The 12326-nt window shown below is 42.8% G+C and carries 10 protein-coding genes; 9 read left to right on the top strand and 1 reads right to left on the bottom strand.

Features of this window, described 5'->3' with window-relative positions; genetic code table 11:
- Positions 1 to 6 precede the first annotated feature (6 nt).
- Together MKI85_RS10370 and MKI85_RS10375 are read left to right on the top strand one after the other, a co-directional pair.
- On the top strand, positions 7 to 555 hold the full coding sequence (locus MKI85_RS10370) for a VOC family protein (protein ID WP_241627532.1): 549 nt from the start codon (positions 7 to 9) through the stop codon (positions 553 to 555).
- Between the two features lie 227 nt (positions 556 to 782).
- Positions 783 to 1562, top strand: a complete 780-nt coding sequence (locus MKI85_RS10375; RefSeq protein ID WP_241627533.1) for an IclR family transcriptional regulator — start codon at positions 783 to 785, stop codon at positions 1560 to 1562.
- A gap of 119 nt (positions 1563 to 1681) precedes the next feature.
- Here the strand turns inward: MKI85_RS10375 and hppD are convergent, their stop codons facing one another.
- Positions 1682 to 2734, bottom strand: coding sequence for a 4-hydroxyphenylpyruvate dioxygenase (hppD, locus tag MKI85_RS10380; protein WP_241627536.1), 1053 nt, complete (start codon positions 2732 to 2734; stop codon positions 1682 to 1684).
- A gap of 872 nt (positions 2735 to 3606) precedes the next feature.
- Here hppD and MKI85_RS10385 point away from each other — a divergent pair.
- The 7 genes from MKI85_RS10385 (at position 3607) to acnA (ending at position 12267) form a co-directional block, all read left to right on the top strand.
- Complete coding sequence (locus MKI85_RS10385; protein ID WP_241627538.1) at positions 3607 to 4251, top strand: YitT family protein; 645 nt, start codon at positions 3607 to 3609, stop codon at positions 4249 to 4251.
- Between the two features lie 127 nt (positions 4252 to 4378).
- A complete protein-coding gene (locus MKI85_RS10390; protein ID WP_100242039.1) occupies positions 4379 to 4870 on the top strand; it encodes an Lrp/AsnC family transcriptional regulator in 492 nt (163 codons plus the stop codon).
- 169 nt (positions 4871 to 5039) lie between these two features.
- Positions 5040 to 6629: a peptide chain release factor 3 gene (locus tag MKI85_RS10395; RefSeq protein ID WP_241627540.1), complete on the top strand. Its 1590-nt coding sequence runs from the start codon at positions 5040 to 5042 to the stop codon at positions 6627 to 6629.
- Between the two features lie 97 nt (positions 6630 to 6726).
- On the top strand, positions 6727 to 7551 hold the full coding sequence (locus tag MKI85_RS10400) for a hypothetical protein (RefSeq protein WP_241627543.1): 825 nt from the start codon (positions 6727 to 6729) through the stop codon (positions 7549 to 7551).
- Between the two features lie 59 nt (positions 7552 to 7610).
- Positions 7611 to 8567, top strand: a complete 957-nt coding sequence (locus MKI85_RS10405; protein ID WP_241627545.1) for an RsiV family protein — start codon at positions 7611 to 7613, stop codon at positions 8565 to 8567.
- Between the two features lie 11 nt (positions 8568 to 8578).
- Positions 8579 to 9394, top strand: coding sequence for a TatD family hydrolase (locus tag MKI85_RS10410; protein ID WP_241627546.1), 816 nt, complete (start codon positions 8579 to 8581; stop codon positions 9392 to 9394).
- Between the two features lie 116 nt (positions 9395 to 9510).
- A complete protein-coding gene (acnA, locus tag MKI85_RS10415; RefSeq protein ID WP_241627548.1) occupies positions 9511 to 12267 on the top strand; it encodes an aconitate hydratase AcnA in 2757 nt (918 codons plus the stop codon).
- The last annotated feature ends 59 nt before the right edge of the window (positions 12268 to 12326 follow it).

Raw genomic sequence — 12326 nt, forward strand, 5'->3', positions numbered from 1 at the left:
TTGATTATGAGTTTTGCAATTAAAAAAATACATCATGTGGCTTACCGCTGTAAGGATGCCAAAGAAACGGTGCAGTGGTACAAAACCATGTTGAATATGGATTTTATTTTGGCCTTTGCCGAAGACCACGTGCCATCGACCAAAGCCTTTGATCCCTATATGCATTTATTTTTAGATGCAGGTCAGGGCAATGTTTTAGCCTTCTTTGAACTGCCGACGCAACCTGAAATGGGGCGTGATGAAAATACCCCGGCTTGGGTGCAGCACATTGCTTTTGAAGTGGAAGATTTAGACGCTTTACTGGCAGCCAAAGCACATTTGGAAGCGCATGGCGTGAAAGTGCTTGGCATTACCAATCACGGCATTTTCCATTCTATTTATTTCTTCGATCCAAATGGTCACCGCTTAGAACTGACCTATAACGATGCGCATGCCGATGAAAAAATTGCGCGCATTACCGAAGAAATGAAACTGGAAATGCTAGATGAGTGGAGCAAGACCAAACGTGCGCCACATCATACCCACTTTTTACATGAGGAAGAGTTAGGTGCTTAAAGCGCGGTTCTGACTTTTTGGTTTTACCCTTAACTGCATTTTTGACCGAGTGCAGTTTTTTTTTTGTCGCGAGATTTACCTGATGACCGTTGCGCATAAAAGTCCGTTAAAAGATGAGTTCAGTTTTTGCTAAATCTCAGGCATGATGTCACGGACCAATTTGTCCTTGTGTCGTCACACAAAAAGCAAAGAAATGATTGAGAAAATGACCTTTAAAGAGCACATCAATGGTTGAAGAAAAGTTATCGGGTGGGGTGCAATCGCTTGAAGTCGGTTTGGCGGTGTTAAATGCGCTGCTCGAGCATAATCAACCGATTATTCTGAAAGATCTGTCGCACAAGTTGGAGATGCATCCTGCCAAAGTCCATCGCTATCTGGTGAGCCTGATTCGCATGAATTACGCCAAGCAATTGGACGATGGTCAATATGCACTGGGTGATCAGGCATGGCGCTTAGGTCTCAACTGCATTCAACATACCGATGCTTTGCAGCAAGTGCAGTCGATGATTTATGCCTTACAAGCCAAGATTGGCTGTAGCATTCAAATCAGCAAATGGTCACCGCGGGGTCCGTTGGTGGTGCAGTCGCTTGAATCGAATCATCCGATTGCGATTGTGACCAAAGTGGGTTCGATAATGCCTTTGGTGAATTCTGCTTCGGGACGAGTGTTTGCCTCCTATTTACCTGAAACCGTGATTCGTCCGTTAATGCAGGAAGAGTGGGATAAAGCAGCAACGTTAGGTCTGGCATTAAAACCAGCCAATTGGGATGAATTTACCCAGTTAAAACAGCAGATTCGCTCGGAACAAATGGCTTTGGCTAAAGGGGATTTGCTGGTGGGTATTAATGCCGTGGGTTTACCTGTTTTTAATGCACAAGGTCAGATCGAGTTCTCAGTGGTTGCGATTGATAGCGAAACTTTTCTGCCTTTGCACGCAGGCAGTGAAAAAGTACAGTTATTGCAGCAAGAAGTGGCTGCCATGAATCAGTTTATTCAAGCCCGTTAACATGGCTTGTGTTACTTATTAAAAAAGGCGACTGAATTCAGTCGCCTTTTTTGTGAAGGATGCATGCTTAAATGGGTTCGCCTGCTTCGCTCACTTGTGTTGCTGTTTAAACCAGCGGCTTAAACTTGCAGTACGCCGCGACGGATTTGATCGCGTTCAATCGATTCAAACAGTGCCTTGAAATTTCCTTCACCAAAGCCATCGTCAGCTTTACGTTGAATAAATTCGAAGAACACTGGTCCCAGCATATTTTGCGAGAAGATTTGCAGGAGCAGTTTCTTCTCACCGTTTTGGGTGGAACCATCCAGCAAAATGCCGCGTTGTTGCAGTTCTTCCGTTGGCTCACCATGATTTGGCAAACGCTCTGGTAGCATTTCATAATAGGTATTCGGTGGTGGGGTCATAAACTGCATGCCGAGGCTTTTGAGTTTGTCCCAAGTCCCAATCAAATCATCGGTAATAAAGGCAATGTGTTGAATGCCTTCGCCATTAAAGTCCGCCAAGAACTCTGCAATCTGACCATTGCCTTTGTCTGAATCTTCATTCAAGGGAATACGAATTTTACCATCGGGTGCAGTCAAAGCCTTCGAGGTCAGTCCTGTGTATTCACCTTTAATGTCAAAGTAGCGAATTTCTTGGAAATTGAAGATTTTTTCATAGAAATTTGCCCAGTATTCCATGCGCCCTTTGTAGACATTATGGGTTAAATGATCAATTTCATTTAAACCTGTGCCTACAGGGTGTCGGTCGATGCCTTCAATAAACTCGAAATCATTTTCATAAATGTCACGGTCGATCAGGAAAATCGGCATACCGCCAATCCCTTTAATGGCTGGAATATTGAGTTCCATTGGACCGACTTGGCTATAAATCGGTTCCGCACCCAATTCCAAGGCTTTTTTAAAGGCTTTAGCCGCATTACGGGTTTTAAAGCCCATGGCACAGGCAGAAGGACCATGTTCTTTAAAGAAATAAGACGCATAAGATTCAGGTTGGTAATTCAAAATAATATTGATATTTCCCTGACGCCATAAGTATGCATTTTTGGATTTATGCTTTGCGACTTTGCTGAAACCAATGGTTTCAAAAATTGGATCGAGCTCATTTTCCTTGGCTACAAACTCAATAAATGCAAATCCGCATAATTCTAATGGGTTTTCTAAAATATCCATCTTATTTCCCTCTTGTCGTGAATTGACGAGTCCAATGTTCAGGGTGTTTTTTGATGTGAAGAACAGCCAGTACTCGGCTAAAAGATATTGACTGAGGTGCATGGATCCATGACCGAGTTCAATTGTCTGTTACACATCCTGTGTGACGTTATACGACTGTAGCAAGGTATACCGCAGGTTCAGGCACTGTATGACTGACGATGGTTTTACGGTGCTGATTTAGTTTGTTGTGATATTCCTTTTCACATGTCGCAGGTTTGGTTGTACTGAAAATGCATCAAAAAGGTGCATTTAGTCAGACTTTATGTTGAGAACAGCTTACTCAATTCAATTAAATTATGCAATACATAATTTAATTATGTTATTTGTAATTTTTATTTATTGTATAAAGATCCTGTCATGGAAGGATTATCTGTATGAATAGAGATGTTGATCATTTGAAAAAGTTAAAATAAATAAAAACAATAGATTAGATTGTTTTTTTATTTCATTTATTGCAATTCTCTGTGGATGCATTATCTCGTTCAATCCGAGTTCATGACAGCTAAACCTTCATGCGTAGTCTTATGAAAGCAGCTTACTAACAATTGTATAATCTATAAACACTAAAAAATGCAACAATATTGTGCAAAAAATTATTAAATGCACCATTATGTGCATATAAAATAGATTAATGCATGAATTGTGCTTATTGGGCTTGAGTTAAAACGTACTGATTTGAAGCTCATTTTTAAACAAATGTTTCGACCTAAGTAGGTAACTAGCTGGATTTAATAAAATAAAAAATCTTAAAAAGCTGAATAATGCATATTTATTCTGTTTTGGTACATAATTTGCATTAAAATTGCATATTGTATGTCTTGGATTTTCTTATGGACAACCAACCTTTATCAAATCCTGCCGTTTTGGCATCTCTCCCAGCCCCAATGTCACATTCTAAAGTAGAAGATGGGGTGGCACTGTTTATTGGGACTTTCCTGTTGTCTTTTGCGATTAATATCATCCAGCAGGGTGGCATTATGACCGGTGGTACAGCAGGTTTAGCCCTGTTACTGCATTATGTGTTTAATGTGTCTTTTGGCACCTTGTTCTTCTGTATCAATATTCCATTTTTCTATTTGGCATATAAAAAGATGGGGCTGCAACTGGTCCTCAAAACCGTGGCTGCCATTGGTTTGGTTTCAGTTTTTTCTGAACTCAATCCGAGCTTTTTTAGTTTGGAAAACATCAATCCTATCTATGCTTCATTGATTGCCAATATTATTTTGGGTGTCAGCTTTTTAATTTTGTTCCGTCATAAGTCGAGTATGGGTGGAATTAACTTATTGGCGATGTTCATGAATGAGAAATATGGCATTTCTGTGGGTAAGTTCCAGATGATTGTGGATATCAGCATTCTGATTGCATCGGCATTCTTCGTTGATTTCAATTTGCTAATGATTTCGATCATGGGTGCGGTAGTGTTGAATATGATTATTGCCATGAACCATCGTAAAGATCGTTACGTCGCATCTTAATGGTGGTTTTTAAGGGCGAGTTGGGCAAACCAGATAGGATTTGTTTTTCTCTCCCTGTTTCTATAAAGTAGTTTGCAGCGAAAAATACGATTTTCAGCAGTTTGATAACAATATTCTGGGATAGATGATGAGCGATGAACTGGACGATTACGATCGTAAAATTATTCAGCAATTACAGCAAAATGGTCGCTTGACCAATCAGGAGCTGGCAGAGCTGATCGGTCTTTCAGCGTCACAATGTTCACGCCGTCGTGCCACGCTGGAACAAAAAAAGATTATCACGGGTTACTATGCGCAAATTGCGTTGAAAGCAGATCCATCGCCAATTACAGGTATGATCGAAGTCAGTATTCGTAATCATTATGATGATGGTTTTGAAAAATTTTTGGAATTTATTCTGGATGAACCGCGTATTCGTGATGCCTATAAGCTCACAGGCACGTCAGATTTCCTGCTTAAAGTAGCAGTCAAAAATCTGGATGAAATGTCGCAATTGATCAGCAAAATTTCATCCCATCAATTTCAGATCAATGACATTACCACATCCATTGTGCTGGAAAAATTAAAAGAAAACTCGATTGTATTATCCAATCCCGCATCCAATAGCGAAGCACTTTAAATGATTTGCTAGGTTTTGTCTGATTTCAGGCAAAACCATTCAGCATGAAATACATAGAAGAAAAACGATTCTTACGCTACAATTGAGCCTATTTTTTGTCTCACCTGACAGTGAGATGCAGCGCCTAAATTGCGCGAGCATCGCTGTGTACAAATTGCAGATTTCCCCAATGTTCAAAGATCAATTATTGAAAGAAGTTCAGGCACGCCGAACCTTCGCGATTATTTCCCACCCCGATGCGGGTAAAACCACCATGACAGAAAAACTGCTGTTATGGGGTAAAGCCATTCAGGTGGCGGGTATGGTAAAAAGCCGTAAATCGGACCGTGCTGCAACCTCGGACTGGATGGAAATGGAAAAAGAACGTGGTATTTCCATTACCACGTCAGTGATGCAGTTTCCATTTAAAGATAAGATGATCAATCTTCTGGACACCCCAGGACACGAAGATTTCTCGGAAGATACTTACCGCACTTTGACAGCGGTTGACTCTGCACTCATGGTGATTGACGGTGCAAAAGGGGTCGAGGACCGAACCATCAAATTGATGGAAGTCTGTCGTATGCGTGACACACCGATCATTTCATTCGTCAATAAAATGGACCGTGAAATCCGTGAGCCTTTAGAGCTGTTGGATGAAATTGAAAACGTCCTCAAAATTAAATGTGTTCCGTTGACTTGGCCACTCGGCACAGGTCGTGACTTCGCCGGGGTATTTAACCTGATCGAAGAAAAATTCTATGTTTATAAAGCAGGTTTCGGTTCAACCATTACCGATATTGAAGTGCGTGATGGTTATGACCATGCCGACCTGCGTGAAAAAGTGGGTGAGCTGGCTTGGGCTGCCTTTGAAGAGTCTTTAGAACTGGTACAAATGGCGAATGAGCCATTGGACCGTGAAGAATTTCTTGCGGGTCGTCAAACACCAGTATTGTTTGGTACCGCACTGGGTAACTTTGGTGTAGATCATGTTCTTGATGCATTTAGAAGTTATGCACCTGAACCGAAAGCACATCCAACCCAAGATCGTAAAGTTGAAGCGACTGAAGAAGGCTTCACTGGTTTTGTATTTAAAATTCAAGCCAATATGGATCCGAAGCACCGTGACCGTATCGCCTTTATGCGTATTTGTTCAGGCAAATATGAAAAAGGTTTGAAAATGAAGCATGTGCGTCTGGATAAAGATGTCCGCATCAGCGATGCCTTGACCTTCTTGGCGGGTGACCGTCAGCATTTAGAAGAAGCATGGCCAGGCGATATTATTGGTTTACATAACCACGGCACCATTCAAATTGGTGATACTTTTACTTCGGGTGAAAAACTGCAATTTACCGGGATTCCACACTTTGCCCCTGAAATGTTCCGCCGTGTACGTTTGAAAGATCCTTTGAAGTCAAAACAGCTGCAAAAAGGCTTGAAAGAGTTGTCTGAAGAAGGCGCAACCCAAGTGTTTATGCCACAAAACAGCAATGACTTGATTGTCGGGGCTGTGGGTGTGCTTCAGTTTGAAGTGGTCGCGTACCGTCTGAAAGAAGAATACAAAGTCGACTGCGTGTATGAGCCGGTAAGCATCAATACCGTACGTTGGGTATCGTGTGATGATGAGAAGAAATTCAATGAATTCAAGAAAAAAGCACACGACCAATTGTCAGTCGATGGTGGTGGGCATTTAACTTATCTTGCGCCTAGCCGTGTTAACTTACAGCTTATGCAGGAACGTTATCCTGACATTGTGTTCCGCAATACCCGCGAACACTAAAGCCAGCAAAACAGTCTCTTTCAGGAGGCTGTTTTTACATGGTATTCCTTTTTTTATTGGTGACGTTGCATTTGAGGCAGCCTAGCGTGTGGTCGAAATGAAGAACAACAACATTATTCAAATCGCTATTTTGGTGTTGGCGGGATTATCTGTGTCAGCTTGTGATTCCTCGAAGCAGCCACAAGATGAGCAGCAAAATAAGTCAGCTTCTATCTTTAAACAGGATCAAGCAGAAGTCTTGCCTTATCTACACATTCAGCAGCAACCCGCTAAAATTGCCTTACCTTTTTGTGAAACCAAAAACTGTATTGATATCGATATTCAAACTTTAGTCACCCAAGATCAGTGGCTAAACAGTTGGATTGCGAAAACCCAAGCCATGGTGATTCAAGATCAAATTGGTTTGAAGCAGGATATGAGTTTGCAGCAAGCTGTAAATGCTTATGTGAAAAAGTCAGATGAGTGGCAGGCGAAGTATTCGAAAAATCCTGCCTATCAATTGGTGTTGTATACCCGTATTGCCTATCAGCGTAATGAATATCTGCTGTTGCAAGTGGGCGTCGACAGTAAACAAGAAGATATAAAAGTCAATGAGCGCTATTATTTCGCAGTTGCTGATCGGAAGCAGCAGCAAGGCGTAACACTACTTGACATTGTCGAGTCAAAGCAGCAAGTTTATATGAATGAGCTGGTACAAAAAGCTTATCAGGATTGGTTAAAGCGACAAACGCCAGAAGCACGACAAAAGGCACCAAAAAAATTGTATTGGGGACAGGCAGATTGGTTCTTTGATAGCGAAGGCATTGGCTTGCATTACCGTAGCCAGCAAATTGTGGAAGAGGGTGAGCAGTTGGATATTTATCTGACCAAGGCGCAAACCCAGCAAGTTGTAAAAGCAGATATCTATCGCAATATGTTTTAGTGGGTGTGAAGGCAGCATGGTTGTTGGTCGATTGAAAAATGACAATGGGTTTGAATCAAATGACAAAAAATAAAATGCTTGGTGCGCTTAGTATAGTTACGGTAGCAGTGCTACTCAGTGCCTGTCAGCCTAAAAAAGTAGAATCGGAACAGACTGAAACAGCGGCTTCATCGACATTGGAACAAGAGCAAGCAAGTCAATTGATTGGCGAGTCGGAAAAGCTAGAGCTGAATTTGCCTGAATGTGATGATAAGAACTGTCCAGAAATGACCATTGAGCGTTTAAGCAGTAATCAACCTTTTATTGATGCTTTTATCGATGCTGAAATTCTGAAACAGGTCGAGCAGATTTTGGCAGTTACTCCTGAGTTAAGCGATGCTGAGGCTGCATCGACTGCTCAGGCTTCGGAAGTGGCAGCATCGCAAGCCGTGGCTCAGGCAGCAACCGTGAAGCAGCAGCTTGAACAGCAACTACAGCCTTATACTCAAGCCTTCTTAAAATTAGATCAAGAGATCAAAGCACTGAGTTCAAATCATAAAATTAGTGTGATGATCAAGCCGACCATTCTGAATGCCAAAGGACCGTTAGTGACCGTGGTGTTAAATAGCAGCAGCTATTTGGGCGGTGCGCATGGTTCATCTTCACAGCAATACTATAATTTTGATTTAGAAAAGAAAAAATTGGTTCCGTTGAATGAAGTACTGGCGCCAAATCAGTTGGCAGCTTTGGAAAACCAAGCACATGAAGCCTTTAAAACTTGGGTGATTGAAGCTAAGTTAGCCAACGATGTCTCTGAGTATGAGCAAGCTTGGAAATTTAAACTCAGCGATAATTATTATTTAAGTCAGCAAGGCTTAATTTTGCAGTATGGTGAATATGATATTGGACCGTATGTGGTGGGACTACCACGGTTGACCATTCCCTATGAGCAATTGCAAACCATTCTGAAAAAACAGTATCTACCTGAATTCGCCACCACAGCAGCGGCAAGTGCTGCCAGTGAGCCAAGCAAGTAATCGGGTGACACATGCTGCCACGTTTATTTGATACGCATACCCATTTTGATGTTCCTGATTTTGATTCAGATCGGGAACAGTTGGCGTATCAGGCCAAAGCGGCAGGCGTGGAGGCTTTGGTCTTAATTGGTTTTGTGGCTTCACGCTTTGCGGATTTGCTGCACACTCAACAGTTTCTCAATCACTTAACTCAGGCACCACAGGCATATTTAGCCCCTGGCTTACATCCATTTTATATAGAACAACATCTTCCTGAACATTTGCAGCAACTTGAGCAATTATTACAGCAGCAAGATTGTGTCGCTGTTGGAGAAATTGGTTTAGATACGTTCTTGGCTCAGCATAAACAGCCAGCTGTATTTGCTAAGCAGCAGGATTATTTTCAGCAGCAATTAGAACTGGCACGGCAATATCAGAAACCTGTTTTATTGCATATTCGTAAAGCACATGCCGAAACTATTGCCCTGTTAAAACAACAGAAATTCCCATTCGGTGGGATTGCACATGCATTCAGTGGTGGCGTGGAAGAAGCCAAGGCACTGATCAAGCTAGGTTTTAAAATTGGCGTGACTGGACAAATTACCAATCCGAACGCGAAAAAGCTACATCGTGTGGTTCAGGAAATAGGGGCTGAACATTTGGTGTTGGAAACCGATTGTCCCGATATGACACCGCTGTGTTGTCAAGTTTCAAGCCAAGAACGAACCCGTAATACGCCTGTGAATTTACCTTATGTGTTATCTGGTTTAGCCCAAAGTTTACAGTGTGATGAAGTACAGTTGGCGGAACAACTTTGGCAAAATACCCAGCAGTGTTTAAGGCTCTAAACCACGACATCTTGGTTCCTAAAATTACTAATCCACAACATTAGCGCGTCTGATTTCGCCTACATTAATAGAATAATAATTAATCAGTTTAGACATGCAGGCTGGAGGATCCACCGATGGCAAAATATAGTCAAATCAATAGTTTTAATGCCTTACAAACATTCACTGTCGGTTCTAAAACCTATCAAATCTTTAGTTTGGCTCAAGCCGCACAACAATTGGGTGATTTTTCTAAACTGCCCAAGTCCCTGAAAGTTCTGTTGGAAAATTTATTGCGCTTTGAAGATGGTGTGACAGTCAAGCATGAGGATATTGCGGCAATTGTCGAATGGCAGCAGACGCGTAGCTCTGAACAGGAAATTCAGTATCGACCTGCGCGGGTTTTGATGCAGGATTTTACTGGTGTACCTGCTGTGGTAGATTTAGCCGCCATGCGTGCCGCAGTCGCCCAAGCGGGACGCGATCCGAATATGATTAATCCCTTATCTCCCGTCGATTTAGTCATTGACCATTCGGTGATGGTTGACCATTATGCCAGTAGCCGGGCATTTTCCGAAAATGTCGAAATTGAAATGCAGCGCAATGGCGAGCGTTATCAATTCCTGCGTTGGGGGCAATCTGCATTTAATAATTTTAGTGTGGTGCCACCTGGAACTGGGATTTGCCATCAAGTGAATCTGGAATACTTGGCTCAAGCAGTTTGGCTCGGTGAGTCGGATGGTCAGACTTTTGCTTTCCCTGATACCTTGGTCGGTACAGACTCACACACCACCATGATTAATGGTTTAGGCGTGTTGGGCTGGGGTGTGGGGGGGATTGAGGCTGAAGCGGCTATGCTAGGACAGCCAATCTCCATGCTGATTCCAGAAGTGGTTGGCTTTAAACTGACCGGTAAATTACGAGAAGGCATAACCGCAACCGATTTGGTACTGACCATCACCCAAATGCTGCGAAAAAAAGGAGTGGTTGGTAAGTTTGTTGAATTCTATGGAGATGGATTGGCAGATTTACCTTTGGCGGACCGTGCCACCATTGCCAATATGGCACCCGAATATGGTGCTACCTGTGGCTTTTTCCCGATTGATGATGTGACTTTAGCTTATATGCGGTTAACGGGTCGTGAGGAAGAGCGTATTGCCTTGGTCGAAGCGTACTGTAAAGCACAAGGCTTATGGCGTAATGCAGGCGATGAGCCTGTTTTCACCGATACCCTGAGTTTGGATATGTCGACGGTTGCTGCCAGTGTTGCGGGTCCGAAACGTCCGCAAGATCGCGTGTTACTAGAGGATGTGCCTAAAACTTTTGATGCTTTGATGGAACTTAGTTTAAAACCCGAAAAAGAGGATAAGGCACGTCTTGAAAATGAAGGTGGTGGTGGAACTGCCATCGATGCAAAAAAATCGAACCTTACCCATGAAAGTGCGTTCTGTGAGATTGATGGTAAACAATATCCATTGGTGCATGGTGATGTGGTGATTTCAGCGATTACCTCGTGTACCAATACCTCAAATCCGAGTGTGATGATGGCAGCGGGGCTGCTGGCGAAAAAAGCGATTGAAAAGGGATTACAGCGCAAACCATGGGTGAAAAGCTCCTTGGCACCTGGCTCCAAAGTGGTGACGGACTATCTGGATGCAGCTGGCTTAACCCCCTATCTAAATCAACTGGGTTATAACTTGGTGGGTTATGGTTGTACTACTTGTATTGGGAATTCGGGACCTTTATCAGAACCGATTGAGGAAGCGATTAGTTGTTATGACTTGAATGTAGCTTCGGTCTTATCGGGTAATCGTAACTTCGAAGGTCGTGTTCATCCTCTAGTCAAAACCAATTGGCTGGCTTCACCGCCCTTGGTGATTGCCTTTGGTCTTGCAGGGAATATTCGCCTCGATTTAACCACGCAACCGATTGGACATGGTATCGACGGTGAATTGGTTTATTTAGCAGATATCTGGCCGAGTCAGGCAGAAATTGATGAAGTCCTGCAACAAGTGAATACCGAAATGTTCCATAAAGAATATGCAGCGGTATTTGAGGGGGATGCAAGCTGGAAAGCCATTCAAATTCCACAAAGCCAGACCTATGCTTGGGATGAGCATTCCACCTATATTCGCCATCCACCATTTTTCTCGGATATTGGGCAACCGCTCAAATCACTGCACAATATTGAACATGCCCGTATTTTGGCGGTCTTGGGAGATTCGGTGACCACCGACCATATTTCGCCAGCAGGCAACATTAAAAAAGACAGCCCTGCAGGACGTTATTTGCAAGAGCATGGCGTAGAACCAAAAGACTTTAATTCCTATGGCTCACGTCGTGGTAATCATGAGGTGATGATGCGCGGTACTTTTGCCAATATTCGGATTAAAAATGAGATGCTAGGTGGTGAAGAAGGCGGGAATACCGTGCATATTCCTAGTGGAGAAAAACTCGCGATTTATGATGCGGCGATGCTGTATCAACAAGAAGGTGTGCCTTTGGTGATTATTGCGGGTAAAGAATATGGCACAGGGTCTTCGCGTGACTGGGCAGCCAAAGGAACCAATTTGTTGGGCGTCAAAGCAGTGATTGCGGAAAGCTTTGAACGTATTCATCGTTCCAATTTGGTCGGAATGGGCGTGTTACCGTTGCAATTTATGTCCGATCAGAACCGTCAAAGCCTAAATCTGACAGGGCATGAAAGTCTCTCCATTCTCGGATTGACAGATAATTTATCTCCACACCAAACCTTTGAAGTGGAAGTGACACGTACTGATGGTTCACGAGATTCATTCCCTGTACTGTGCCGTATTGATACTTTGAATGAAGTGGAATATTTCAAAGCAGGTGGGATTCTGCATTATGTATTGCGGCATTTAATTGCCAGTTAGAATCCGTCGTTATTCACTCATCAGCTGCCAGAGTCTTTAATCTAAGGCTCTGGCATCAT

The sequence above is a fragment of the Acinetobacter zhairuonensis genome (assembly GCF_022601715.1).
Lineage (GTDB): Bacteria > Pseudomonadota > Gammaproteobacteria > Pseudomonadales > Moraxellaceae > Acinetobacter.

Coding starts and splice junctions, on each gene's coding strand:
- hppD (WP_241627536.1), bottom strand. CDS start 2,734: ATGGATATTTTAGAAAACCCATTAGAATTATGCGGATTTGCATTTATT.
- MKI85_RS10390 (WP_100242039.1), top strand. CDS start 4,379: ATGAGCGATGAACTGGACGATTACGATCGTAAAATTATTCAGCAATTA.
- MKI85_RS10395 (WP_241627540.1), top strand. CDS start 5,040: ATGTTCAAAGATCAATTATTGAAAGAAGTTCAGGCACGCCGAACCTTC.
- MKI85_RS10370 (WP_241627532.1), top strand. CDS start 7: ATGAGTTTTGCAATTAAAAAAATACATCATGTGGCTTACCGCTGTAAG.
- MKI85_RS10410 (WP_241627546.1), top strand. CDS start 8,579: ATGCTGCCACGTTTATTTGATACGCATACCCATTTTGATGTTCCTGAT.
- MKI85_RS10385 (WP_241627538.1), top strand. CDS start 3,607: ATGGACAACCAACCTTTATCAAATCCTGCCGTTTTGGCATCTCTCCCA.
- MKI85_RS10400 (WP_241627543.1), top strand. CDS start 6,727: ATGAAGAACAACAACATTATTCAAATCGCTATTTTGGTGTTGGCGGGA.
- acnA (WP_241627548.1), top strand. CDS start 9,511: ATGGCAAAATATAGTCAAATCAATAGTTTTAATGCCTTACAAACATTC.
- MKI85_RS10375 (WP_241627533.1), top strand. CDS start 783: ATGGTTGAAGAAAAGTTATCGGGTGGGGTGCAATCGCTTGAAGTCGGT.
- MKI85_RS10405 (WP_241627545.1), top strand. CDS start 7,611: ATGACAAAAAATAAAATGCTTGGTGCGCTTAGTATAGTTACGGTAGCA.